The organism is Nocardia sputi (genome assembly GCF_023501985.1).
Genome location: NZ_JAMFLC010000001.1, coordinates 385,918 through 410,454 on the forward strand (window position 1 = coordinate 385,918; position 24,537 = coordinate 410,454).

At 69.7% G+C, this 24,537-nt stretch carries 20 protein-coding genes and 1 riboswitch; of the genes, 10 read left to right on the plus strand and 10 right to left on the minus strand.

All coding sequences use genetic code 11. The features are described from left to right. Positions 1–213: 213 nt before the first annotated feature. Positions 214–444: riboswitch (cobalamin riboswitch) on the plus strand. 144 nt (positions 445–588) lie between these two features. After that, positions 589–2,859 carry a 5-methyltetrahydropteroyltriglutamate--homocysteine S-methyltransferase gene (gene metE / locus M8859_RS01955; protein ID WP_372492831.1) on the plus strand — a complete coding sequence of 757 codons (2,271 nt, stop codon included), beginning with the start codon at positions 589–591 and terminating at the stop codon, positions 2,857–2,859. Positions 2,860–3,223: 364 nt separating this feature from the next. On the opposite strand, the gene M8859_RS01960 is transcribed toward metE, so the two are convergent. Then, positions 3,224–3,595, minus strand: coding sequence for a nuclear transport factor 2 family protein (locus M8859_RS01960; RefSeq protein ID WP_159919996.1), 372 nt, complete (start codon positions 3,593–3,595; stop codon positions 3,224–3,226). A 368-nt stretch (positions 3,596–3,963) separates the two neighbouring features. Here M8859_RS01960 and M8859_RS01965 point away from each other — a divergent pair, with 368 nt between their 5' ends. Next, a complete protein-coding gene (locus tag M8859_RS01965) occupies positions 3,964–5,385 on the plus strand; it encodes a short-chain fatty acyl-CoA regulator family protein (RefSeq protein ID WP_195070432.1) in 1,422 nt (473 codons plus the stop codon). On the opposite strand, the gene sigJ is transcribed toward M8859_RS01965, so the two are convergent. Next, positions 5,364–6,299, minus strand: coding sequence for an RNA polymerase sigma factor SigJ (sigJ, locus tag M8859_RS01970; protein ID WP_249643643.1), 936 nt, complete (start codon positions 6,297–6,299; stop codon positions 5,364–5,366). The genes M8859_RS01965 and sigJ overlap by 22 nt on opposite strands. A 175-nt stretch (positions 6,300–6,474) precedes the next feature. Here sigJ and M8859_RS01975 point away from each other — a divergent pair, with 175 nt between their 5' ends. Further along, on the plus strand, positions 6,475–7,938 hold the full coding sequence (locus M8859_RS01975) for an MFS transporter (protein WP_249643644.1): 1,464 nt from the start codon (positions 6,475–6,477) through the stop codon (positions 7,936–7,938). Positions 7,939–8,015: 77 nt separating this feature from the next. On the opposite strand, the gene recG is transcribed toward M8859_RS01975, so the two are convergent. Together recG and M8859_RS01985 are read right to left on the minus strand one after the other, a co-directional pair. Then, on the minus strand, positions 8,016–10,298 hold the full coding sequence (recG, locus tag M8859_RS01980; protein ID WP_195070430.1) for an ATP-dependent DNA helicase RecG: 2,283 nt from the start codon (positions 10,296–10,298) through the stop codon (positions 8,016–8,018). A gap of 3 nt (positions 10,299–10,301) precedes the next feature. Further along, complete coding sequence (locus tag M8859_RS01985; RefSeq protein WP_283779284.1) at positions 10,302–12,086, minus strand: DAK2 domain-containing protein; 1,785 nt, start codon at positions 12,084–12,086, stop codon at positions 10,302–10,304. 334 nt (positions 12,087–12,420) lie between these two features. Between M8859_RS01985 and rpmB the strand changes: the two genes are divergently transcribed. The 3 genes from rpmB (at position 12,421) to M8859_RS02000 (ending at position 14,065) form a co-directional block, all read left to right on the plus strand. Further along, positions 12,421–12,612 (plus strand): 50S ribosomal protein L28, encoded by a 192-nt coding sequence (rpmB, locus tag M8859_RS01990; protein ID WP_011210730.1) that lies wholly within the window; start codon positions 12,421–12,423, stop codon positions 12,610–12,612. A gap of 101 nt (positions 12,613–12,713) precedes the next feature. Continuing rightward, positions 12,714–13,244, plus strand: coding sequence for a GNAT family N-acetyltransferase (locus M8859_RS01995; RefSeq protein ID WP_159920004.1), 531 nt, complete (start codon positions 12,714–12,716; stop codon positions 13,242–13,244). Positions 13,245–13,276: 32 nt separating this feature from the next. Then, on the plus strand, positions 13,277–14,065 hold the full coding sequence (locus M8859_RS02000) for an enoyl-CoA hydratase/isomerase family protein (RefSeq protein ID WP_159920006.1): 789 nt from the start codon (positions 13,277–13,279) through the stop codon (positions 14,063–14,065). Positions 14,066–14,072: 7 nt separating this feature from the next. Here M8859_RS02000 and M8859_RS02005 read toward each other — a convergent pair whose 3' ends face one another. From M8859_RS02005 to thiL, 4 genes are read right to left on the minus strand one after another with little or no spacing between them, the layout of a single operon-like run. Further along, the gene (locus M8859_RS02005; RefSeq protein WP_159920008.1) at positions 14,073–14,936 is read right to left on the minus strand and encodes an alpha/beta fold hydrolase; all 864 of its coding nucleotides are present in this window, start codon (positions 14,934–14,936) and stop codon (positions 14,073–14,075) included. 58 nt (positions 14,937–14,994) lie between these two features. Continuing rightward, positions 14,995–15,222, minus strand: coding sequence for a hypothetical protein (locus tag M8859_RS02010; protein ID WP_159920010.1), 228 nt, complete (start codon positions 15,220–15,222; stop codon positions 14,995–14,997). 52 nt (positions 15,223–15,274) lie between these two features. Next, a complete protein-coding gene (locus M8859_RS02015) occupies positions 15,275–15,958 on the minus strand; it encodes a uracil-DNA glycosylase (protein ID WP_159920012.1) in 684 nt (227 codons plus the stop codon). An 11-nt stretch (positions 15,959–15,969) separates the two neighbouring features. Continuing rightward, positions 15,970–17,130 carry a thiamine-phosphate kinase gene (gene thiL / locus M8859_RS02020; RefSeq protein ID WP_249643646.1) on the minus strand — a complete coding sequence of 387 codons (1,161 nt, stop codon included), beginning with the start codon at positions 17,128–17,130 and terminating at the stop codon, positions 15,970–15,972. A 181-nt stretch (positions 17,131–17,311) separates the two neighbouring features. Between thiL and M8859_RS02025 the strand changes: the two genes are divergently transcribed. Beyond that, the gene (locus tag M8859_RS02025; RefSeq protein WP_249643647.1) at positions 17,312–18,058 is read left to right on the plus strand and encodes a DUF3515 domain-containing protein; all 747 of its coding nucleotides are present in this window, start codon (positions 17,312–17,314) and stop codon (positions 18,056–18,058) included. A gap of 320 nt (positions 18,059–18,378) precedes the next feature. On the opposite strand, the gene M8859_RS02030 is transcribed toward M8859_RS02025, so the two are convergent. Both M8859_RS02030 and M8859_RS02035 read right to left on the minus strand, forming a co-directional pair. Continuing rightward, the gene (locus M8859_RS02030) at positions 18,379–19,482 is read right to left on the minus strand and encodes a D-alanine--D-alanine ligase family protein (RefSeq protein ID WP_249643648.1); all 1,104 of its coding nucleotides are present in this window, start codon (positions 19,480–19,482) and stop codon (positions 18,379–18,381) included. An 87-nt stretch (positions 19,483–19,569) separates the two neighbouring features. Beyond that, positions 19,570–20,565, minus strand: a complete 996-nt coding sequence (locus M8859_RS02035; protein ID WP_249643649.1) for an NAD(P)H-dependent glycerol-3-phosphate dehydrogenase — start codon at positions 20,563–20,565, stop codon at positions 19,570–19,572. Between the two features lie 31 nt (positions 20,566–20,596). Here M8859_RS02035 and cofC point away from each other — a divergent pair, with 31 nt between their 5' ends. The 3 genes from cofC to M8859_RS02050 all read left to right on the plus strand — a co-directional run bounded on the left by cofC (position 20,597) and on the right by M8859_RS02050 (position 24,482). Beyond that, complete coding sequence (cofC, locus tag M8859_RS02040; protein ID WP_159920018.1) at positions 20,597–21,280, plus strand: 2-phospho-L-lactate guanylyltransferase; 684 nt, start codon at positions 20,597–20,599, stop codon at positions 21,278–21,280. A gap of 71 nt (positions 21,281–21,351) precedes the next feature. After that, on the plus strand, positions 21,352–23,523 hold the full coding sequence (locus M8859_RS02045) for an RNA degradosome polyphosphate kinase (RefSeq protein WP_195070427.1): 2,172 nt from the start codon (positions 21,352–21,354) through the stop codon (positions 23,521–23,523). Beyond that, the gene (locus tag M8859_RS02050; protein WP_159920022.1) at positions 23,520–24,482 is read left to right on the plus strand and encodes an NUDIX hydrolase; all 963 of its coding nucleotides are present in this window, start codon (positions 23,520–23,522) and stop codon (positions 24,480–24,482) included. Before M8859_RS02045 ends, M8859_RS02050 begins: the two co-directional genes overlap by 4 nt. Positions 24,483–24,537 lie beyond the last annotated feature (55 nt).

The following is a 24,537-nucleotide window of genomic DNA, read 5'->3' on the forward strand; positions in this document are numbered from 1 at the left end:
AACGCCGACTTCCGGCTCGGGGGGCGGTGGTGAAGGTTCGGGGTCGCAGCGTCCACCTCGTGCCCGAGCCGCTGATGTCCCGGCCATCGGCGCTCTGTCGCGGGCCGGTCGCCCCGCTCGGGCCCGCCGCGTCCTATGCTGAGGGGGCAGCTGGTTCACCGCAGTGCGACGAGATGGAGCCCCGACGTCGCGCGACGGAGTCGAGCCCGCCCGGGCGGCGACGTCACGGCGGGTGAGAGGGAACCCGGTGGGAATCCGGGACTGTCCCGCAGCGGTATGCAGGAACGACCGCCGTCACCAGGCACTGAGTTCAGCGGAGTCGGAAAGCTTCGCGACTCGGGAAGCGACGGCCAGTAGGTCGGCCATCGGGGAGCACCCCGGCGTATGCCGGTCCCCCGGCCGGTGCCCGCGAGTCCGAAGACCTGCCAGCCGTGCCGGGTACGCCGTACCCGGCGGCCACCGCCTCGTGGATTGGGCGTGCGGATCACCAGCTGACGTGTCGGGCTCCTCGCCGGGATATCACCGGCATGTCGCAGGTCTCCGCCTGCCCGTACGGCGATGGCTTCTCGTCCTCGGCAATGGAGAAACATCGTGACTGTTGCACAGCAAAAGCCGTTCACCGCAACGGTTCTCGGGCTACCGCGAGTGGGGCCCCGGCGTGAGCTCAAGCGGGCCACCGAAGCCTATTGGGCAGGTGGGATCGACGCCGGACAGTTGCACGCCGTAGCGCGCGACCTGCGGCAGGCCCAGCTCACCGGATTGCGATCCGCGGGACTGGACTCGATCCCGGTCGGCACGTTTTCCTACTACGACCAGATGCTCGACACCGCCGTCCTGCTCGGCGCGCTGCCCGCACGGGTCGCCGGGATCGCGGACCCGCTGGAACGCTACTTCGCCGCCGCGCGCGGCACCGACACTGTCGAGCCGCTGGAGATGACCAAGTGGTTCGACACCAACTATCACTACTTGGTTCCGGAGATCGGTCCGCAGACCGCGTTCTCGCTGCACCCGGACAAGCTGCTGGCGGAAGTGCGGGAATCGCTCGAGCTCGGCGTGCCCGCGCGGCCGGTGGTGATCGGCCCGATCACCTTCCTGAAGCTGGCCAAAGCGACCGGCGGACCCGCCCTCGCGCGGCTCATCGAGCTGCTGCCGCTGTATCGGGAACTCCTGCGCAGACTGGCCGTCGCCGGTGCTGAGTGGGTGCAGATCGACGAGCCGGTGCTGGTCACCGACCTCACGGCGGAGGAGATCGGCCTGGTGCAGATCACCTACGACGAACTCGCCGATGCCACCGATCGTCCGGCGATCCTGGTGGCGACCTATTTCGGGCAGCCGGATGCCGCGCTCACCGCGCTGGCGGGCACCGGTATAGAAGGAGTAGCCCTCGACTTCACCGCCGGGACCGACGTCTCCGCGGTGGCGTCCGTGCCCGCGCTGGCGGGCAAGCTGGTCGTCGCGGGGGTCGTGGACGGTCGCAATGTGTGGCGCACCGATCTCGACCGCGCCCTGGCCACCCTCGGTACGTTGCTGGGCTCGGCCGCGCACGTAGCGGTCTCGAGCTCGTGTTCGTTGTTGCACGTGCCCTACACCCTGGCGGCGGAGACACGCTTGGACGAGCGGCTGCGGTCCTGGCTGGCGTTCGGGGCGGAGAAGGTGACCGAAGTGCGCCTGCTCGCGACGGGACTGAACGAAGGCACGGAGGCGATCGCGGCCGACTTGGCCGCGGCGCGTGCGGCGCTGGCCTCGCGGAGGTCGGATTCACGGCTGCACGATCCGCGGGTGCGCGCCAGGCTGGCCGCGCTCGGGCCGGACGCCACCCGCCGCGCTCCCGCCGAACAACGCCGGGAACTGCAACGGGACCGTTTGCGGCTGCCCGCGCTGCCGACCACGACGATCGGTTCCTACCCGCAGACCTCGGCTATCCGACAGGCACGAGCCGCGCTACGGAAGGGCGAGATCGACCAGGCCGAGTACGCGCGCCGGATGCGCGCCGAGATCGCCGACGTCATCGCGCTACAAGAGGAGCTGGGACTCGACGTGCTGGTGCACGGCGAGCCGGAGCGCAACGACATGGTGCAGTACTTCGCCGAGCAACTCGACGGGTTCGCGGCGACCGAACACGGGTGGGTGCAGTCCTATGGGACGCGCTGCGTGCGGCCGCCGATCCTGTTCGGAGACGTCGCGCGGCGCGAGCCGATGACCGTCGAGTGGATCGGTTACGCGCAGTCGCGCACCGACAAGCCGGTGAAAGGCATGCTGACCGGCCCGGTGACGATTCTGGCGTGGTCGTTCGTACGCGACGACCAGCCGCTCGGCGAGTCCGCCAGGCAGGTGGCGCTGGCGATCCGGGACGAGACCGTGGATCTGGAACAGGCGGGCATCCGGATCATCCAGGTCGACGAACCGGCGCTGCGTGAGCTGCTTCCGCTGCGCGCGGCCGATCAGGCCGCGTACCTGGAGTGGTCGGTGCGGTCGTTCCGGCTGGCGACCTCCGGGGTGTCCGACGCGACGCAGATCCACACCCACCTGTGCTACTCGGAATTCGGCGAGGTGATCGATGCGATCGCCGGGCTGGACGCCGATGTCACATCGATCGAGGCGGCGCGCTCCCACATGGAGGTACTCGACGACCTCAACGCGGCGGGGTTCGACCTCGGCGTAGGCCCCGGCGTGTACGACATCCACTCACCGCGGGTGCCGAGTGTGGACGAGCTCACCACGGCGCTGCGCGCGGCACTGAAGGCGGTTCCTGCCGAACGGCTCTGGGTGAATCCGGACTGCGGGTTGAAGACCAGGGGCCGCGTGGAGGTGGAAGCCGCGCTGCGCAACATGGTCGCCGCGGCGGCGGCCGTGCGGTGACCCTGCCCGCCTGATCGAAGATCGGTGCCCCCTTCCAGGATTCCGGGCGAGGAGCCTGACGAAGGGGGCACCGAACATCGACGGCCTCAGTCGGATTCCGGCTCCGGCCGTGGCGGCTGCCGCCGCCGCGAGGTGTACCGATCACACGGCTCTTCCCGCCGCGTCACCGGTAACTCCCGCGCCCGCGCCCGCATCCCCCGCCGCCACGCCGTATGACACCCCGAACAACGTTCCACCGGCTACCCCTCCTCACATGTCGACCACGACACCGTCTTTCCGGCTTACCTACTTCGACGCGCCCATCCTCCAATCGGTTCCCGCACCCGCGCCGTGTTTCGCCACGGACATCGGTGGCGGCCGAGCCTCACAGTCCGAAGGCCCGATTGATGGCGGCCATGTCGAAATAGTCGCGCCAGGTGGTGATGGCGCCGTCGGCGACTTCGAAGAAACCCATGACCGGGAGCGGGGTCGCGCGTCCGGCCGAGTGCAGGGTGTCGGTGCGCTCGTTCATCACCACGCCCCCTGCCGCGATCTGGTGGTGGATGTCGAAGTCGATGGAGTCGAAGGTGGTCAGGAAGCCCGCGATGAAATCGCGGATGGCGGTGCGGCCGACGATGGGTTCCATCGGGATGTTGTGGTACACGGCGTCCTCGGCGAAGTACGCGCTGATTCGATCCGGATCGGGGTCGGACCAGCTTCGGCACATCGCGCGCACGAGTTCGTCGGGATCGGGCATTCGCTTGACTCGCTTTCCTGCTACCGAAGGGCGGAGTGCCGCCGCCCTCGATTCAACCAAGCAATCGTTCGGTAGGGAAGGGGCGATCGACAGCCGCCCGCGCCTACGGGGACGTGCCCGGCAATAGGCGGTGATCCTGGACGAGAACTGAGGCCCCCCAACAGACGATCCCTTTCGCAGTCCGCGGCGCCCGTTCCAGGCACCGGGTGATCGAGGGTTTCGCGGCGGACGTGCGGAGCGAACGCCCCCTCTCTTCGCACGCTACGCAGATCGGACACGATGCTGAACACCTCGAAAAATCGTACATTGGCGGGTAATAGCGCGCGTTCTTGCGATGATTGCGAATAATCGCAGCTACCATCGTGCAGGTGCGCAAGATGTATGCGGGCGCCCGGCTTCGGCGATTGCGTGAAGAGCGGAGAATGACTCAGGCGGCTCTGGCGAAATCGCTGGATCTGTCGCCGAGCTACCTCAACCAGCTCGAGCGCGACCAGCGCCCCCTCACCATTCCCGTACTGCTGAAACTCAATTCCACCTTCGACCTCGACGTCCAGTTCTTCGCCGCCGATTCGGACGCGCGCCTCGTGTCCGACCTGCACGAAGTGCTGGTGGACGCCGCGGGCGGGCACACCGCGCCGCTGACCGAGGTGGAGGAGCTGGCGACCCGGCAGCCGGAGGTCGCCAGGATCGTCGTCGCGATGCATCGCCGACTACGCGCCGCGACCGATCAGCTCGACCTGTTGTCGGCGCGAGTGTCCGCACCCGCGGGCGCGCCCGGGGTGCCCATGCCCTACGAGGACGTGCGCGACTTCTTCTATGACCACCACAACCACATACCGCAGCTCGACATCGCCGCCGAGCAGCTGTTCGAGAACCACGGGCTGACCATCGGCTCGCTCGATCGCCAGCTCGCCCGGATCGCCGAGGAACGCGCCGGAGTCACCGTTCTGGTGCGCGGCGACGGCGCCGACCCGAGCGTCCCGAAACGGCACTACGACCCGGCGAGCCGGACGCTCACGCTGGCCCGGCGGTTGCGGCCCGGCCAGCGCGCCTTCCAGATCGCCACCACGCTCGGTTTGCTGCTCTACGGGGCCGAGCTGGATGCCGTACTGGCCGAGACCCCTTCGCTCAGTGGCGAATCCCGTACGCTCGCGCGCATCGGACTCGCCAATTACTTCGCGGGCGCGCTGGTGCTGCCGTACGGGCGATTCCTGCGCTCGGCAGAGGAGCTGCGCTACGACATCGACCTGCTCGGCCTGCGTTTCGAGGTCGGCTTCGAAACCATCTGCCATCGGCTCAGCACCTTGCAGCGGCAGGGCCAGCGCGGGGTCCCGTTCTTCTTCGTCCGCACCGATCGCGCGGGCAACATCTCCAAACGTCAGTCCGCCACCGCGTTCCATTTCTCCCGGGTCGGCGGCAGTTGCCCGCTGTGGGTGGTGCACGAAGCCTTCTCGCATCCCGGCCGCATCCTCACCCAGGTGGCGGAGATGCCGGACGGCCGCCGCTATCTCTGGGTCGCCCGTACCGCGGCGGTCGCGCCGCACGGGTTCGGCGCGGCAGCGAAGAATTTCGCGATCGGACTCGGCTGCGACATCGAATACGCCGACCGCCTGGTGTATTCGGCCGGGTTGCCGCTGGACGACCCGGCCGCCGCGGTCCCGATCGGCGCGGGCTGCAAGGTGTGCGAGCGTCCCGCGTGCCCGCAGCGCGCCTTCCCGCACATCGGCAGCCCGTTGGCGGTAGCCGAGCACACCAGCACCGACCTGCCCTATCCACGGCTCGGGCGCTGACCGGTACCGATCCTGGTGAGCTTGTCCGGGTTGGTCACGGCGTAGATCGCCCCGATCCGCTCGGTGGGCACGTCGATGTCGAGCACGACCACCGCGAACGGCGCGCCCGCGGAGAAGATCAGCACGGCCGCGTCGCCGTTGACGAAGCGGTATGCGACACCGAGGTCGGGCACGTGACGGCGCACGGCCGGGCTGACGATCAGGCGAGCGACCTTGTCCCTGCCGTAGATCGGCCGCAGCGCGGCCTGCCGCTTTCCGCCGCCGTCGGACCAGAACGCTACGTCCGGCGCGAGCAGTTCCAGCAGTCCGGCAAGATCACCGTCGAGCTGTGCGGCGAGGAGCTTCTCGGTCACCCGCCGCTGCGTGTGCGGATCGGCCCGCCACCGTGGCCGCCGAGCGTGCACATGCTCCCTTGCGCGATGCGCGAGCTGGCGAATCGAGGCGGGCGCGCGGCCGAGGATCTCGGCGATGTCGGCGTGCGGATAGCCGAACACCTCGTGCAGCACGAACACCACGCGCTCCAGCGGGGTCAGCGTCTCCAGCACGACGAGCACGGCCATGGACACCGACTCGGCGCGCAGCGCGCCCTGCGCCGCGTCTTCGACGAGATATCCGCTCGCCCCGTCGGTGACCAGCGGTTCGGGCAGCCACGGGCCGACGTAGGTCTCCCTCCGCCGATTGATCGCCGCCCGCCGGGCCAGCGCGTGGTTGACCGCGACGCGCACCAGATATGCCCGGGAATGCCGGATTTCGGCACCGCCGTCGCGTAGGCGCGCGGCCCAGGACAGCCAGGTCTCCTGCAACACGTCCTCGGTGTCGGCGACACTGCCGAGCATGGAGTAGACCATCGAGAAGAGCAACTCCCTGTGGTCGGCGAACACACGTGTGGCGGCTTCGTCCGCGGTCTCGGTCATCGGTCTCCTCCGGTCTCACGGATAGGAGCGCGGCAGCGCCGCGTTCTGTGACGTGCGTGCCCGAATTGTGATCTGCCTCTCGCCTGCGCGTCGCCGTGTCACATCCACCGGATGCCGTCGCTCTCGGTTCGCAACGGAGGACAAGGTTCGTCCGTCTCGAGAGAGGAAAATAGGAGTGCGCGCACCCACCGAAACACCGTCGTCCTTGGCGACCCGCCGCGGCAAACTCTTGCTGGCACTGCTGTGCACGGTGGCCTTCCTGGATTTCGTGGACGGTTCCATCGTCAACGTCGCGCTGCCGACCATTCAGCGCGAACTCGGCATGTCGGTGCCCACGCTGCAGTGGCTCACCAGCGGATACCTGCTCACCTACGGCGGATTGCTGCTGCTCGGCGGCAGGCTGGCCGATCTGCTCGGACGCCGCCGCGTCCTGATCGCGGGCACCGTGATCATCGGTCTGTCCTCCGCGCTCGGCGGACTGGCCGACAGTAGCGGCCCGCTGATCGGGGCTCGATTCGCCCAGGGGATCGGCGCCGCGCTGATGCTGCCTGCCGCACTGTCGATTCTCACCACCAGTTTCCGGGAGGGCTCCGATCGCCACACCGCCGTCGGAGTCTGGGGCGGCGCGGCCGGACTGGCGTCGGCGGCCGGCGTGTTCCTCGGCGGGGTGATCACCGAAGGGCCGGGCTGGCGTTGGGTCTTCTACGTGAACACGCCGGTCTGCCTACTGGTTCTGGTGACCATCCCCCTGCTGATCCCGGACGATCAGCGCAACGACATCCGGCGCGGGTTCGACGTGCTGGGGACGGTCCTGGCGACCGCAGGCCTGATGACGCTCGTGTTCGGACTGGTGAAGGCGCCCGAATACGGGTGGGGCGACGCGCGCACGATCGGTGTGCTGGGTATCGCGGCAGCGCTGCTCGTCGCGTTCGTCGCCAACGAGCGCACCGCGGCGGACCCGCTGGTCCCGCTGTCGATCTTCGGTGTGCGTGGATTGGCCGCGGCCAATCTGACGCATCTGGTGATCGCCGCGGGCATGCTGTCGATGTTCTTCTTCGTCACGTTGTACATGCAGACGGTGCTCGGCTACGGGGAATTCCAGGCAGGGGTCGCGTATCTTCCGGTGAGTTGCACGATCGGCATCGCCGCAGGGCTGGCGACGAAATACTTCGCCAAGACCGGAACCCGGATCTTCACGGTGCTCGGGTCACTGCTGTGCGGGCTGGGGGTGCTGCTTCTGTCGCGCATGTCCGTCGACGGCTCCTACCTCACCGATCTGCTGCCGGGCATGCTGGTGCTGTCGGTGGGGGCGGGCGCGGTCTTCGTCGCGAACACCACGGCGGCGAACGCGGGCGTGCCACCCGAGCAGGCCGGTCTGGCCGCCGCCCTGCTCAACACCGGGCAGCAAGTGGGCGGGGCGCTGGGTCTCGCGGTGCTCACCGCCATCGCGACTTCGCACACCGACACGCGACTCGCGGCCGGTCACGCGCCGATCGAGGCCCTGAACGCCGGCTTCGGCCGGGCGCTGTTCGTCGGCGGCGTCATCGCGGTGGCCGCCGCGATCGTGGGGCTGCGGACCGTCAACGCGCGCGGGGACGCCGAACCCACTACGTCCGCCGCGGAAACCGCCGCGGTCTGATGAGGAAGCCGGGAGCCGAGCGGCTCCCGGCCATCACACGCACGAACAGCTCGACCGATAAACCGGCACAGCCGGTGTCAGGACTTGGCCAAGTACTCCAAGCGCTCGGAATCGACGGCGGCGTGCATCATCCCCGCGAGACCGGGATGCCTGCGCAGCCCGGGATCGGATGCCACCACGGCCCGGGCGAATTCCTGAGCGGCGGTGATGACCTCCAGATCGTCCAGCAGCGACAGCAGCCGCAGCGAACGGGCCGTACCGGACTGCGCGGCGCCGAGCACGTCGCCCTCGCGGCGGGTACGCAGGTCGAGCACCGCGAGTTCGAAGCCGTCGGTGGTGGCGGCCACCGCGTCCAAGCGCGCCATCGCGGACCCGCCCGGCGCGGCATCCGTGACCAGCAAGCACAATCCAGGGTGCTTGCCCCGGCCGATCCGGCCACGCAGCTGGTGCAACTGGCTGACGCCGAACCGGTCCGCGTCGACGATCACCATCACCGTCGCGTTGGGCACGTCCACACCGACCTCTACCACCGTGGTGCACACCAGCACGTCCACCGATCCGTCGTTGAACGCGCGCATCACCTGGTCTTTCTCGTCGGCGGGCAGTCGGCCGTGCAGCAGGCCCACCCGCACGCCCGACAGCGGCCCGCCGCGCAGCATCTCGAACACGTCCAGCACCGCCTGGGTGTTCGGGGCCTCCTTCTCGCCGTCGCCGGACTTCGAGCGTCCATTGCGGGACTTGCCCGCCGTCTCTTCGTCCTCGCCGATGCGCGAACACACCACGTACGCCTGACGTCCCGCGGCGACCTCCTCCACGATCCGCTCCCAGGCACGATCCACCCAGTTCGGGTGCTGCCTGCGCGGCACCACCTTGGAGACGATCGGCGAGCGGCCTCTCGGCAGTTCGGTCAGCGTGGAGGTCTCCAGATCGCCGAGGGTGGTCATGGCGATCGTGCGTGGGATCGGGGTGGCGGTCATCACCAGCAGATGCGGGCTTGCACCCGCTTTCGCCTTGGCGCGCAGAGCATCTCGCTGCTCCACACCGAAACGATGCTGCTCGTCGACCACGACCATGCCGAGGTCGAAGAACTCGACGTTGTCCTGGATCAGCGCATGCGTGCCGATCACGATGCCCGCCTCGCCGGTCACCGCCTCCAGCAGCGCCGCCTTCTTGGCCGCGGCCGACATCGACCCGGTCACCAGCACCACGCGGGTGGCGTTGTCGGCCGCGCCCAATTCGCCGGCGGCGCCCAGTTCGCCGAGCATGCCGCGCAGCGACCGGTAGTGCTGCGCGGCCAGTACCTCCGTCGGGGCGAGCAGTGCGCACTGGAGGCCGGCGTCGACCACCTGCAGCATGGCGTGCAGGGCGACGATCGTCTTCCCGGAGCCCACCTCACCTTGCAGCAACCGGTGCATCGGCTGCTCGCGGGCCAGATCGGCGGAGATCTCCGCCACGACCTGCTTCTGCCCGGCGGTCAGGTCGAAAGGCAACCGCTGGTCGAACGCGGCGGCGATGCCGTCGGCGCGCGGCGCGCAGGCGCGAGCGCGGCGTCCGGAGACCTCGTGCCTGCGCTCGGCCAGCACCAGTTGCAGAGCCAGCGCCTCGTCGAAGCGCAGCCGGTCCTTGGCCTGATCGATGTCGGACTTGTGTTCGGGCAGATGGATCAGGCGCAGCGCGTCGGACAGGTTCGGCAGGGCCCGTTCGGCCCGCACGTCCTCCGGCAGCGGATCTTCGATGGGATCGAGCTGATCGAGCACCTGACGCACGCACGCGAGCACGTCCCAGCTCTGCACCTTGGCCGTCGCCGGGTAGACCGGGATGAACTCGCGTTCCATGAAAGAGGTGTCCACGCCCCCCGCGCCTTTCGCGCTCTCCGCGAGACCGCGCAGGTCACCGCCGCCGCGCACCTTCGTCAGCGCGCCGACCGACGCGGCGTCGTCCTCGGCTTCCGGCAGGATCAGGTAGCCGGGGTGGCTGAGATTCCACTGCCCGGGGCGCCAGTAGTTCACCGTGCCCGACATCATCGCGCGCAGGCCTTCGCGAACAACGTATTTCACCTTGTCGCCATTGAAGAAGGTGACGTCGACGCCGCGACCGGAGCCGGTGTCGAGCACCACCTTCAGCAGAGAACCGCGGCGGTTGCGCATCGGACGCAGCTCGGCCTTGGTGATCCGTCCGATGACGGTGATGTGCGAACCGTCCTCCGGCGCCTCCTCGGTGAGCGGCTGGCCCTGCGTCGCGTACCGCAGGGGGTAGTGCCGCAGCAGATCCTCGACGGTCTGCATGTCGAACGCGTCCGCCAGGGAGGCCGCCGCCTTGGCCCCGAGAATGTGGTCGAGCCGATCGCTCAGTGTCGCCATGCCCTACTCCACTCCGATCTGCACCGAATCACCCTGCTGCCCACCGGAATACACGATCACCTCGACACCGGGGAAGTTCTGTGCGATATGGGCGGCGAGTTCGTCGCCGAGGTCGTCCGGAGCCGCCGCTCCCATCAGCAGCGTGACCAGCTCGCCGCCGAAGGCGAGCAGCCGATCCAACAGGGTCCGCCCGGCCGTGCGCACGTCGCGCTCGATCACGACGACATCGTGACCGGTCAGACCGAGTCCGTCGCCCGGCGCGCAGGTGCCGACCATGGTGAGCGCGCGCTCGGTCGCCACGCGCAGCGACCCCCAGCGTGTCGTGGCGGCCGCCTCCGACATGGCGAAGGCGTCGTCCACCGCGATCCGTCCGCGGTCGTGCACGGCCAGGGCCGCCAACCCTTGCACCATCGACGCGCTCGGCAGCAACAGCACGTCCCGGTGGGCGTCGCGCGCGGCGACGCCCACGGCGACCAACTCGTGCGCGGGCAGCGCGCCGTTGGGCAGCACCAGCACCTCGCGGTTGGGCATCCGCCGGATCGCGGCCAGCAGCGTCGTGGCGGCGACCGGCTCGTCGCCCGCCAGCACCACGGCGCCCGCGTCCTCGAACAGCGTCGCGGCGCCCGCGCCGTCGACCACCGCCAGGATTCCGCGATCGGCCGGAGTCCCGGGAGCCGCCGCCGTAGCCGGGCCGAGCGAACCCGCCACCACCTGGGTCGAATCGGCGGGCGGAGCCGATCCCGTGACGTCTTCGGTCCGCATCGGCGGGACACGAGAGTCGCAGGCGCGGTCGCCGGGGTTGGTCCTGTCCTCTGTTCGTGCTCTCCCGCCGCGATCGGCCGCGACGAGGTCGCCGGACCCGGCGAGCACGTCCGGGCGCGACCCGAGGGCGACGTTCTCGACGCGGATGCGGCTGAGCTTGCCCGCCGCGATGCCCGCCTCCACCGCCGCACCCGCGTCGGCACAGTGCACATGCGCCGACCAGGCTCCGACACCGTCGCCGACGACCACGACCGAGTCGCCGAGTTCGCCGAGACGGGCGCGCAGCGCGGCCACTTTCGGCTCGTCGGAGTCGGCCAGCAGGTACATCACCTCGTACTGCGGTTCGGCCTCGCCGGGGGGCGCGATTCGCGCCGCCGTCGGGGGCCGTGGGTACTCCGGCCGAGCGGGCGCCGCACCTCGTGTGACGGTGACCAAGCTGTCCAGCAGTACGACCAGCCCGCGAGCTCCCGCGTCGACGACACCGGCCTGCCGCAGCACACCCAATTGAAAGGTCGTGTCGCCGAGCGCTTTGGCCGCACCGTCGGCCGCCGCGAGCGCCACGTCCCCGAGCGCCTGATCCGGGCACCCCGCGGCCGCCGCGGCCGCACAGTCCAGCACGGTGAGAATGGTTCCCTCGATCGGCACGCTCAGCGCCTCGCGGACCAGTTCGGATGCCCTGGTCAGCGCAGCCCGGAGACTGTCGGCCGTGAACGGACCACCGTCCACCGCATCCGCGACGCCACGCAGCACCTGAGACAGGATGATGCCCGAGTTGCCGCGGGCGCCGACGGTCGCGCCGTGGGCCATCGCGACGGCGACGGCATGGGCCACGCTCCCGCCCGAGTTCGCCCGCTGCGCCGCGGCCGCTTCCCCCGCCTCGACGGCGGCGCGCATGGTGGCCAGCAGATTGGTGCCGGTGTCCGCGTCCGGGACGGGAAAGACATTGAGCGCGTTGATCTCCGCGCGCCGGTGTTCCAGGCCGGCGAGACAGGTGCGGCCCCAGCGCAGCAATGCCGTGCCGTCCATCCCATCTCGCGCTCCGGACACCGTCCCCTCACTCCCTTCCGCCACCTGCGCACCACCACCGCCCGCCAGGTTAGCGGGCGGTCCCGACAGGCGACCGGCAAGACCGCGCCGTTAGACTGGGGATGCCCAGCAACCGCTCCGGCACTCGTGGCACGGGGACCGGTTTGGTGGATCGGTGTCGGCACAGCTACCCTTGCAGGGTTGCCTCGCGCGGCCGTCACCGGTCTGCGCTGGTCGGCTCCCCGCCGACAAGGCACACACTCGACATTGCACGAGGACGCGCCGCACCGCGAAAGCGGCGGTCCCCACCATTGACATGAAGGAGTTCGCGACTATGGCTGCCGTCTGCGACGTCTGCGCCAAGGGCCCCGGCTTCGGGAAGTCGGTCTCGCACTCGCACCGGCGCACCAACCGTCGTTGGAACCCGAACATTCAGACCGTGCGCGCGCAGGTCGCCCCGGGCAACACCCGCCGCATGAACGTGTGCACCTCGTGCCTGAAGGCGGGCAAGGTCGTCCGCGGCTGATCCGCCCTCCGGCTGACCAGCACCCCGGCACACGCCCCGGCACCCGTATCGGGTGGTCCGGGGCGTCGTCATGACTGTGGGGGTCAGCGAGTGCGGCCACTGTGAGCGAACATCCGTGGCGAGTCCAGCCCTTGGCCGCGGGGTACACCCACAGCCTCGCCGAATGTCACATCGCCTGCTGGCGCGAGGCGTTTCGGGGACTGGCGCCCGCGCACGTGCTCGACGCCTTCGATGTCGGGCGGCGGGCCGAGCAGTGGGAACGCGATCGGGTGCGCTATCCGGGCCGCACCCACGTCGCGATCATCGATGACGAAGTGATCGGATTCTCCAGCGCGGGCCCGCCCGATGACGCGGACGCGGTGACTCCACTCGAACTGCACGCACTCTACGTTCGATCCCGCTGGCACGGCAGCGGTGTGGCCGACGATCTGATCCGCGCCGCACTCGACCCGGCCGCTGCATGCTCGCTCTGGGTGTTCGAGCGGAACGCGCGCGCTCAGGCGTTCTACCGGCGGCATGGTTTCGTGCTCGACGGCACCCGCAAGGTCGAGTCGTTCACCGCCGCGATGGAGGTGCGCATGGTGCGCAAGCCGACGATGCGCGCGGACCCCGCACCGGACGGCACTCGCTAGGCGTATCCGCGCCTTCGCTTAAGGTGCAGATCATGACCTCCAGCGAGCAAGCCGGGTACGTGACAACCGTCGACGGCGTCCTCCAGATCACCATCGCCACCTCCGCCAACGGCACGTCCATGGATTTCGCGGGCATCAACGCGGGCACCGCCGCGCTGAACGCACTCGGCTCCGAAGCGGGCGCGGTGCTGCTGCGAGGCACCGGTCGCAACTTCTGTGCGGGCGGCGACGTGCGCGGCTTCGCCGCGGCGCAGGACCGCTCGGCGCACATTCACGGTCTGGCCACCGACCTGCACGAATTCGTCCGGGCGCTGGACGCTGTACCGCTCCCGGTGGTGGCCGCGGTCCAGGGTTGGGCGGCGGGTGCGGGCATGAGCCTGGTCTGCGTGGCCGACATCGCCCTGGGCGGTCCGGGCACCAAGCTGCGCCCCGCTTATCCGGGAATCGGCCTGAGCCCCGACGGCGGCATGTCCTGGACGCTGCCGCGCATCGTCGGTCGGGCGCGGGCCCGCGAGATCCTGCTCACCGATGCCGTCCTCGACGCCGACGAGGCGGTGCGCCTCGGCGTACTGGGCAGGCTGGTCGCCGACGACGAGATCGCCGAGGAGGCGCAGCGACTGGCGCGCACCCTCGCCGCGGGACCGCGGTCCACCCACGCGAGCATCAAATCGCTGCTGCGGCAGTCCGAGAGCGCGACGCTGAGCGATCAGCTCGACAGCGAGCGCGACGGCATCGCTGCGGCCGCCGGCTCCGCCACCGGACGCGAGGGCGTGGACGCGTTCGTGGCGAAGCGTGAGCCCGACTACGCCGGACTCGCCTGATCCGGCTTCATTCCCAGGTGGCGAGTACGAATTTCGCCACCGCGTCGGTGAACGAGTCGTTGTCGTCGCCTGCGGCGGTGTGCGCGGCGCCGCCGATCTCCACGAGCTGGGCGTGCGGCACCAGCCGCTGGAACGCCTCGGCTCCCTCGGCGCTCACCACATCCGAACGCATGCCGCGGACCAGCAGCACCGGAATGCGCAGCGCCCGCGCCGCGTCCTCCATCGGCTCGGTCATCGCCGACGGGTCCTCGACCCGGTCGCCGAGCATGTCCGGGTCCCAGTGCCAGTACCAGCGGCCGTCGCGCTCGCGCAGATTGCGGAGCAGGCCGTCGGTACTCTTCGGGCGCGGACGGTGCGGCAGGTACTCGGCGACCGCGTCGGCCGCCTGCTCGATGGTGTCGAAGCCGTCGCGATGCTTGCCGAGGAAGTCGATTACCCGGGCGATTCCCTCCGGCTCGGGCCTGGTCACGATGTCGACGAGGACGAGAGCGCTGATCGCCTCCCCGCCGGGCCGTGCGGTGGCGAGCAGTCCGGTGATCCCGCCCATGCTGGCCCCGACGACCACCGCGGGCGCGCCCAGCTGTTCCAGCACCCGCAGCAGGTCCTCGGCCATGGTCTGCCGTCGGTAGTCGCGATCCGGCGCCCACTGGCTGTCGCCGTGACCGCGGGCGTCGACGGTGACGACCCGCATTCCCGACGCGCCGAGCCGCGCGCCGGTCTGCTTCCACGAGTGCCGGGTCTGCCCGCCACCATGCAGGAAGACGACGAGCGGGCCGTCGACCGGGCCGAACTGATCGGCGGCCAGCTCGATTCCGCCCGAACCGCGCAGCCGGAGCCGGGACGGTTCGAGAAGATTGTTCGCATTACTCACGATCTGTAGGATCGCACAACGCCCGTCCGCACCGGCGTGAACCCGGCGAATCGAGGGTTCAGCAGCCGAGATTGCCCACGAAGAACAGGCACGCGATCTTGGCATTCACCGACGCGGAGATGGTGGAGGAGCCGCTGGAGGTGTACTCCTCGGCGACCGGAGCCGTCGTGGTCTCCGCGGCGGGCTCGAGCCGCAGGGGGGCCGCACCTGCGACAGCGGCGCCGCTGGTGAGCGCGGCGCAGAAGGCCAGGGTCGCGGTAGCGCCGCGGAGGGTGGTGTTGTGCATGGAAGAGCTCCTCACTCGTTTTCTCTCGGTCGATCACACACAGACGCCCGATTCAGGGCAGGCGCCAGTCAACCGGTTCGGCCCCCAGTTCGTCGAGTAGTTCGTTCACTCGCGAGAAGGGGCGGGAACCGAAGAACCCGCGCGACGCCGACAGCGGCGACGGATGCGCGGACTCGATATAGGGAATCTCGGATTCTGCCAGCAACGGCTTGAGCGTCGCCGCGTCCCTGCCCCACAGGATCGCCACCAACGGCTCGTCCCTGGCGACCAAGGCGCGGATCGCCTGTTCGGTGACCGCCTCCCAGCCCTTGCCCCGGTGCGAGGCGGGCTTGCCGGGAGAAACGGTGAGCACTCGGTTGAGCATCAGCACACCCTGGTCCGACCACGGGCTCAGATCGCCGCAGGAGGGCGTGGGGTGGCCGAGATCCTTGCTGTATTCGGCGAAGATGTTGGCCAGGCTGCGCGGGATCGGCGAAACGTCCGGCGCGACGGAGAAACTCAGCCCCATGGGATGGCCGGGCGTCGGATAGGGGTCCTGGCCGACGACGAGCACGCGCACCGCGTCGAACGGACGCTGGAAGGCGCGCAGGACGTTCTCACCGGACGGCAGGTAGCCGCGGCCCGCGGCGTTCTCGGCACGAAGGAATTCGCCCATGGCGGCGATCCGGTCCGCCACCGGCTCGAGTGCCTTCGCCCAGCCCGGATCCATGATTTCCGTCAATGGTTTCGTGCCCATGACCGCACAACTTAGCGTGGGTCGCCGTCGAGGGCCGAGTCCGCCCCACGGAAGGATTCCCACCCGCCGTCGCCGGTCTGGGTCACGCCGTCGACGGTAAGCCCGCGACCGGCCACAACCTGCCCGATCGCGACCCATCCGGACGGCAGCGCGCGGTCCGGCGCCCATGTTCCCGCGAAGGCGTGGTCCTCGCCGCCGGTCAGGATCCATTGCGCCGCATCGGCTTCCAGCCGAGCGGCGACGTGCTCCAACGCCGGGTCGCGCAGCGCCGCCGAATCCAGATCGATGGCGACACCTGATGCCGATGCGATGTGCCCCAGATCCGCTAGCAACCCGTCGGACACGTCGGTCAACGCGCGCAACCCCACGTCGGTCGAGCCGGTCCGGGCCCGCGACCTTCCCACTCGCGCTTCGTGGTCGCCGTTCGGCGGCTGCCGCCGCGAAAGCTCCTCGCCTGTCGTGGTACCGGGCATGTCCGCCGCCGGGTCGATCGATCCGGGACACGACCGCGCGGAAGACTTCTGCGCCACAGTCGAATTCGACCCGTCGAGCGTTCCGCGGCCCAGCGCGTCCAGGACGGCGGCGTACGGCGGCTGCGGGACACGATGAGCGGCGAGCGCTTCCGCGACCTCGGGTCCGGTCACCCCAGCGGTGAAGGCGGCGAGTCCCGCGGCCGACCAGCCTAGACGGCCGGCCACCGCGACGACGTCCCCCGCGCGCGCACCCGCTCGGGTGATCGGCGCGCCTTCCCCTGGATCGCCGAACGCGGTGACGGAGATGATCAGCTCACGGCTGCGGACCAGGTCGCCGCCCGCGATCGAGGCGCCCGCTCTGGCCGCCTCGGCCCACATGCCGTCCGCAAGCCCGTCGACGACTTCGAGCGGAGTGTCGGCCGGGCAGCCGAGCGCGACGACGAACGCGGTCGGCGTCGCGCCCATGGCGACCACGTCGGCGGCGTTCTGCGCGATCGCCTTGCGGCCGATGTCCTCGGGGCTGGACCAGTCCAACCGGAAGTGCCGATCCTGCACGAGCATGTCGGTGGACACCACGAACCGGCCGTCGGGCGCGGCGACCATCGCCGCGTCGTCGCCAGGGCCGAGCAGCACACCCGGCGCTTGCACCCGGCCCGCGTTGATGCGGTCGATCAGCGCGAACTCCCCCAGTTCACGCACTGTCCTCGGGCCCCTACTGGCGCTGATGACCGATCCTTTCCGGCGCGCTGCTTGCTGGAATGAGCCCGACGGTACCCTTTCGGAGGCACCTCGAGTACTACCGGGCCGGTCCATCGCGCCACCATCGCGCGGCCACCGACCGGCGCCGACGCGCGAACGAGAAAGGATCGGTGAGTGTTGTATGGCGGCGGATTCGCCGGACCGCGATTCCGCGGAACGCGAGCATTCGGACGGCACGCAAGCCGGTGCGGACGCTCGGAAGCCCGCCGCACCGGGCGGTCCGGCAGGCAGCGCCGACGCCGCGGACTCGAACGCGCAGGCCGCCGCCTCCGAAGCAGCGGAGCAGACGGCGGATTCGGCCGCTGAAGCCGACGAGCCGGACAACGCGCCCGCACATCAATATTCGCCCGCGATCATCGCCACCGCCGTCGCGCTTCCCGTCGTGCTGGTCGTCGCGGTGCTCGTGGCCGCCGTGCTCGCGAGCCGCGCGCCGGTCGAGCGGGAACCACTGGTGCTCGGCCCTGTCCCTGCCCCTGCGGCGGAGGGTCCGGCCTGCGCCGCCCTGCTGCCCGCGCTGCCCGCGGACCTGGGTGAGTTCACCAAATCGACCCTGGTCGAGCCCGCTCCGCCCGCCACCCGCGCGTGGCAGCGCGCCGAAGGCGGGGACCCCATCGTCCTGCGCTGCGGTTTGGATCGACCGCTGGAATTCAACCGCGCCTCACCGTTGCAGGTCGTGAACGGCGTGCAGTGGTTCGAGGTCCGCGACCAGACCGCCGAGGTGAGCACCTGGTTCGCCGTCGACCGCGGAACCTACATCGCCCTCACCGTCCCCGACGGCTCCGGTCCGACGCCGCTGCAAGAAGTCTCCGACACGGTCACCGCCACCATCCCGGCCCAGCCGATCGATCCGGGACCGCTGCCCAACTGACGCGCGGCTCGGTGATCGGCGTTGTCGTCATCGCAGCCCGGCGGACGCCTGCCAGACAGCCGATCGCTTCACTCCGTGCCCCGGACCGGATTCGCGACGCGGTGAACCACTGCTGCACGATCTGTGCCGCAGACCGGCACGGTCGGTCACGTAGGCGATCGTCTGGTGCCGAACTATTCAGGACGCGGACGAAGGTAACCCGGTGGCCCGTGCATCAATTTCGACGTGCGATCCATCAGGGTCACCCGGCTCGGCGGCCGACGATCGGTGCGCAGCAATTATTCCGCAAACCCAAACCCGCGCCGATTGCGCGGTACCGCTCAGCGCAGGCCGGTGCCGCGGGCGAGCGCGGTTTCGATGAGTGTGGAGATCAGTGCGGCGAAGTCGACACCGGTGGCCTCCCACATGCGCGGGTACATGGAGATGGCGGTGAAGCCCGGCATCGTGTTGATCTCGTTGATCACCGGGCCCTGTTCTGTGACGAAGAAATCGACCCGCGCCAGGCCCTGGCAGTCGAGAGCTCGGAAGGCACGCACGGCCAGTTCCCGGATCTGCTCGGACACCTCGTCGTCCAGCTTGGCGGGAACGTCGAACTCGCAGACGTCGTCGAGGTACTTGGTATCGAAGTCGTAGAACGCGGGAGGTTCGGCGGTGACGCCGGTCTCCGGCATCCGGATCTCGGCGACCACGCTCGCCGCGACCCGCCCGTCCGGATGCTCGAGCACCCCGCATTCCACTTCGCGTCCGACGATGCCCGCTTCCACGATCACCTTCGGGTCGTGCGCGCGCGCCGCGGCGATGGCCGCGTCCAGCTCGTTCCAGTCGGTCACCCTGGTGATGCCGATCGATGATCCGCCGCGGGCCGGCTTGACGAACACCGGCAGGCCAAGGCGCAGCCGGTCCTCCTCGGCGACGGTCGCCGTGCCGGGCCGCAGCACCACCTGGGTGCCGATCGGCAGTCCCTCCGCCGCGAGCAGTTTCTTGGTGAATTCCTTGTCCATGCCCGCCGCGCTGGCCAGCACCCCCGGTCCGACATACGGGATCCCGGCCAGCTCCAGCATTCCTTGCAAGGTGCCGTCCTCACCGAACGGTCCGTGCAGGATCGGGAAGACCACGTCGACCGAGCCGAGAGCGGCGCTCGGATCGTCGAGCGCGATCAGCGCCCCCGAGCGGCTCGGGTCGGCGGCCAGGGTCAGCGCCGTGCCGGTGGCATCCACCGACGGCAGCGCGCGATCGTGGATGCCGAGCGCGGCGACGTCCGCACCGCCGAGCACCCAGCGGCCCTCCGCGGTGATTCCGATCGGCACGACCTCGTACTTCTCCGGATCCAGGTGGCGCAGCACACTACCGGCCGATACGCAGGACACGGCGTGCTCGTTACTGCGCCCGCCGAAGACCACAGCTACCCTGATCCGGTTCGTCATGACCCGAACCGTACCCGTTTCGACCCGCGCACCCACCGCTGACCGTCCGGGACACCGCGGTCTCCGCTCAGGGCGTGCGCAGCCGGATCACTCCGGCTTCATCCGCCGTCCGAGCAGGTTGCCGACGGCTTCGCGCACGGAAAGTCCTTCGTGGCAGACCTGGTGCACCGAGGTGGTCAGCGGCATCTCGACGCCGTGCCGCTCGGCCAGCGCGCGCACCGATGTGCAGGACTTCACACCCTCGGCGACCTGTCCATGAGTGGCCGATTGGGCGGCTTCCATGGATCCGCCCGCGCCGAGCACATGGCCGAAGGACCGGTTGCGCGACAGCGGCGAGGTGCAGGTGGCGACCAGATCCCCGACTCCCGCGAGCCCGGCCAGCGTGACCGGCTCCGCACCGAGGGCCACCCCGAGCCGGATGATCTCGGCCAGACCGCGGGTGATCAGGCTGGCGATCGAGTTGTCACCCAGGCCCATGCCCGAGGCGATGCCGCAGGCGAGCGCGATGACGTTCTTGCACGCCCCGCCGATCTCGCAGCCGACCACATCGGTATTGGTGTAGGGCCGGAAGTATCCGGTCGCGCTGGCGTGCTGCACCGCGACCGCCCGGTCGTTGTCCGAGCAGGCGATCACGGTCGCGGCGGGCTGTTCCACCGCGATCTCCCGCGCCAGGTTCGGCCCGGACAGCACCGCGACCCGGCTCTGGTCGGCCCCGGTGACCTCCTCGATGACCTGACTCATGCGCAGCAGCGTCCCGGTCTCGATCCCCTTCGCCAGGCTCAGCAGCGTGGCATCGGCCGGGATCATCCCCTTCCACTCCGCGAGGTTGGTGCGCAGCGACTGCGACGGCACCGCCAGCACGACGATGTCGGCTCCCGCCAGCGCCACCGCGGGGTCGTGGGAGGCCGCGATCGGCGGCAGCGGAATATCCGACAGGTAATCGGGATTGCGATGTTCGGAGGCCAGCGTCGCGGCGACCTCGGGCCGCCGGGCCCAGATCGTGACCTCGGTTCCCGCGTCCGCCAACACCTTCGCGAACGCGGTGCCCCACGATCCTGCGCCCAGCACTGCCGCCCTCGTCATCAGCCCAATATGCCATGGAAGGATTGCTCGCATGCGCCCGCACGCCGTGCATGCCGTGATCGCGGTCAAGAGCCTCGATCGGGCCAAGAGCCGACTGGCCGACCGGCTGCGCCCGGAGCACCGGGCGCGGCTGGTGCTGGCCATGCTCGCCGACACCGTGACCGCCACCACGGCGGTAGGCGATGTCGTATCCGTGACCGTGGTCACGCCCGACCCCGCGGTCGCCGATCTGGCTCGCACGCTCGGCGCCGACGTCCATCCGGAACCACGCGGGCCGCGCTCGGGCGGGCTGAACACCGCGCTGGCCGCCACCGCCGCCGCGTTGCGCGATGCGCACGGGCCGATCGATCTGCTCGCACTGCAGGCCGACCTGCCCGCGTTGCGGCCGGAAGAACTGTCGGACATGCTCGCCGCCGCTCCCCGAGGCCTGCGCTCGATCGTGGTCGACCACGAGGGCAGCGGCACCGCCGCGCTGGTGGTGCGCGATCCCCTCGCCGCACTCGACCCCCGCTTCGGCCCCGGGTCCGCCCGCAGCCACATCGGGGCAGGCGCGGTGGATCTCACCGGGGACTGGCCGGGACTGCGCCTGGACGTCGACACCGCCGACGATCTGGACCGCGCGGTGGCCCTGGGGGCCGGCAACGCGACTCGTGCTGTCCTGCACGACATCGGCTGGCCGGGCGGCGTTCACGAACACGTTCCACACGTGTGCTAGACGATCGCCATGGTGGCGTGAGACACAGACCGATCACGCTCACGGGATGCACATGAGCTGTCCGGTAAGGGATGATCGTTGGCGTGAGCGATACGGAAATCGTCAAGCAGCAGCCGTTGCTTCCCACGCCACCCCCGGCGGCGACACCCTTGTCCGCCGACTCGGTGGCGCCACGGTTGCCACGTGATCGCTACCTCAATCGTGAATTGAGCTGGCTGGACTTCAACGCCCGCGTACTCGCGCTCGCCGAGGACGCGTCGCTTCCGTTGCTGGAGCGGGCGAAGTTCCTGGCGATCTTCGCGTCGAATCTCGACGAGTTCTACATGGTGCGGGTCGCGGGATTGAAGCGCCGCGCCGAGACCGGTCTGCTGGTGCGCTCGGCCGACGGCCGCTCCCCCGGCGAGCAACTGGAGCTGATCGCCGCGCGCGCACAGGAGATAGCGGTGCGTCATGCCCGCGTCTTCCTCGACAGCGTGCTGCCCGCGCTGACCGCCGAGGGCATCGCGATCATCGACTGGAGCGATCTGGACGACGACGAACGCAGGCGTCTTTCCGGTTACTTCCAGGATCAGGTGTTCCCGGTCCTCACCCCGCTCGCGGTGGACCCGGCGCACCCATTCCCCTACATCAGCGGGCTGAGCCTCAACCTCGCGGTGACGGTGAAGGAACCCGCCACGGGCGGCGAGCACTTCGCCCGCGTCAAGGTGCCCGACAACGTCGACCGGTTCGTCCGCGTGCGCCGCACCGACTCCGGCTCACCCATCGCCGCTTTCCTGCCGATGGAAGCGCTCATCGCCGCGCACCTGGATCTGCTGTTCCCCGGTATGGACGTGGTCGAGCACCACTCGTTCCGGATCACCCGCAACGCGGACTTCGAGGTCGACGAAGATCGCGATGAGGATCTGCTGCAGGCGCTGGAGCGCGAGCTGGCCCGGCGCCGGTTCGGTTCGCCGGTGCGCCTGGAGGTGTCCGACGACATGACCGAGCACATGCTCGATCTGCTCCTGCGGGAGCTGGATGTCGACCCCGGCGACGTGATCCAGGTGCCCGGCCTGCTCGACCTGTCCTGCCTCTGGCAGGTATACGGCGTGGACCGGCCGAATCTGAAGGACACTCCGTACGTCCCCGCCACGCCGCCCGCGTTCGGCGAGCGCGAGACGCCACGCAACGTCTTCGCCGCCCTGCGCGAGGGCGACGTGCTCGTGCACCACCCGTACGACTCGTTCTCCACCAGCGTGCAGCGGTTCATCGAACAGGCCGCCGCCGACCCGCAGGTGCTCGCCATCAAGCAGACGCTCTACCGCACCTCCGGCGACTCCCCGATCGTCAACGCGCTCATCGACGCCGCAGAGGCGGGCAAGCAGGTGGTCGCCCTGGTCGAGATCAAGGCGCGGTTCGACGAGCAGGCCAACATCAAATGGGCCCGCGCGCTGGAACAGGCCGGTGTGCACGTGGTGTACGGCCTCATCGGACTGAAGACCCACTGCAAGACCTGCCTGGTGGTGCGGCGCGAGGGCGCGACCATCCGCCGCTACTGCCACATCGGCACCGGCAACTACAACCCGAAGACCGCACGGCTCTACGAGGACGTCGGATTGCTCACCGCCGCACCCGAAATCGGCGCCGACCTGACCGACCTGTTCAATTCGCTGACCGGTTACTCGCGGAAAGAGAACTACCGCAATCTGCTCGTTGCCCCGCACGGCGTGCGCTCCGGCATCATCGAGCGCATCCAGCGCGAGACCGAGCTCGCGGCGCAGGGGGCGGACGCCCGAATCCGGCTGAAGGCCAATGCGATCGTCGACGAGGAGATCATCGACGCGCTGTACCGGGCCTCGCAGGCGGGCGTACCGGTGCAGATCGTGGTGCGCGGCATCTGCGGGCTGCGTCCCGGTGTGCCCGAGATGAGCGAGAACATTCAAGTCCGCTCCATCCTCGGCCGGTTCCTGGAGCACTCCCGTGTCATGCACTTCCAGGCGCAGGACGAGTACTGGATCGGCAGCGCCGACATGATGCACCGCAACCTGGATCGCCGGGTGGAGGTGATGGCGCAGGTGAAGGATCCGCGATTGACCGAGCAACTCGGTGAGGTGTTCGACTCCGCGCTGTCGCCGACCACGCGCTGCTGGGTGCTGCAACCCGACGGCACCTGGCAGGCGTCACCGGGCTCCTCCGGGGACGGGGACAAGATCAGAGATCATCAGGAGTTCTTGATGCGGCTGCGCAGGCCCGAGCAGCAGTGAACGCCACAACGGGGTTCGAACAGGGGGGGAGCCCGTTCTGGGATCCCCGCGTCACCGCCAACATCCACGCGGCGGGTGCGTTGCTGTGGCGGGAGTCGGCTGCGGGTGCGATCGAGATCGCGCTCGTCCACCGCCCCAAGTACCAGGATTGGTCCCTGCCCAAGGGCAAGCTCGACCCGGGTGAGACACCGGTGCTGGCCGCGGTCCGCGAGGTCCGCGAAGAGACCGGCCTGGAGTGCAGACTGGGCCGCTATCTCGGCTACGTGACCTACCCGATTCCAGGCCATCGCAAGCTGAAGCGGGTCGACTACTGGGCCGCCGAAGTGGCGGGCGGGGAGTTCACCGCCAATTCCGAGGTGGACGTGCTCAGCTGGCACCCGCTGGACCGGGTGATGGAGCAACTGTCGTATCCGATGGACCGGCAAGTGGTGCGCGCCTTCACCCGGCTGCCCGCACGCACCGACACCCTTCTGCTGGTCCGGCATGCCCGAGCCGGCCGCAGGGACCGCTTCAACGGTCCCGACGAGCAGCGTCCGCTCGACCGCGAAGGCGAGACGCAGGCACGTGCGCTGGCGCCGAATCTCTTGGCGTTCGGCGCATCCGAGGTGTACTCGGCCCCTCCGCTGCGCTGCGTGCAGACCATGGCGCCGCTGGCGGAGAAGCTCGGCCGCGAAATCGGCATGGAGCCATTGTTTTCCGAGACCGGGTACGCCGAGCACCCGGACGAGGCCCGGGAACGTCTTCGAGCCCTGGTGTCGGACAATGCCGTTCGCGTCGTCTGCAGTCAGGGCAAGGTGATCCCGGATCTGCTGGGATGGCTGGCCGAACGCGACGGAATCGCGCTGCCGTCGGCGCGCAATCGCAAGGGCAGTGTGTGGGTACTGTCGTTCGTCGGCCAGCGCTTGGTGGCCGCCGACCATCTGGATCGAACGCTGTCAGCCTACGTGGCGCAGTCCTGATACGCGCGAAGCTCGCCCGTCACCGCGCGCGTCGGCGGTCGCCGCGCGCTCGAGG

What these genes read in the sequence shown, in the direction of transcription:
- M8859_RS01960 (WP_159919996.1), bottom strand. Translation starts at nt 3,595, where the DNA reads ATGCCCGATCCCGACGAACTCGTGCGCGCGATGTGCCGAAGCTGGTCC.
- sigJ (WP_249643643.1), bottom strand. Translation starts at nt 6,299, where the DNA reads ATGACCGAGACCGCGGACGAAGCCGCCACACGTGTGTTCGCCGACCAC.
- recG (WP_195070430.1), bottom strand. Translation starts at nt 10,298, where the DNA reads ATGGCGACACTGAGCGATCGGCTCGACCACATTCTCGGGGCCAAGGCG.
- M8859_RS01985 (WP_283779284.1), bottom strand. Translation starts at nt 12,086, where the DNA reads ATGGACGGCACGGCATTGCTGCGCTGGGGCCGCACCTGTCTCGCCGGC.
- rpmB (WP_011210730.1), top strand. Translation starts at nt 12,421, where the DNA reads ATGGCTGCCGTCTGCGACGTCTGCGCCAAGGGCCCCGGCTTCGGGAAG.
- M8859_RS02000 (WP_159920006.1), top strand. Translation starts at nt 13,277, where the DNA reads ATGACCTCCAGCGAGCAAGCCGGGTACGTGACAACCGTCGACGGCGTC.
- M8859_RS02010 (WP_159920010.1), bottom strand. Translation starts at nt 15,222, where the DNA reads ATGCACAACACCACCCTCCGCGGCGCTACCGCGACCCTGGCCTTCTGC.
- M8859_RS02015 (WP_159920012.1), bottom strand. Translation starts at nt 15,958, where the DNA reads ATGGGCACGAAACCATTGACGGAAATCATGGATCCGGGCTGGGCGAAG.
- M8859_RS02025 (WP_249643647.1), top strand. Translation starts at nt 17,312, where the DNA reads ATGGCGGCGGATTCGCCGGACCGCGATTCCGCGGAACGCGAGCATTCG.
- M8859_RS02030 (WP_249643648.1), bottom strand. Translation starts at nt 19,482, where the DNA reads ATGACGAACCGGATCAGGGTAGCTGTGGTCTTCGGCGGGCGCAGTAAC.
- M8859_RS02035 (WP_249643649.1), bottom strand. Translation starts at nt 20,565, where the DNA reads ATGACGAGGGCGGCAGTGCTGGGCGCAGGATCGTGGGGCACCGCGTTC.
- cofC (WP_159920018.1), top strand. Translation starts at nt 20,597, where the DNA reads ATGCGCCCGCACGCCGTGCATGCCGTGATCGCGGTCAAGAGCCTCGAT.
- M8859_RS02045 (WP_195070427.1), top strand. Translation starts at nt 21,352, where the DNA reads ATGATCGTTGGCGTGAGCGATACGGAAATCGTCAAGCAGCAGCCGTTG.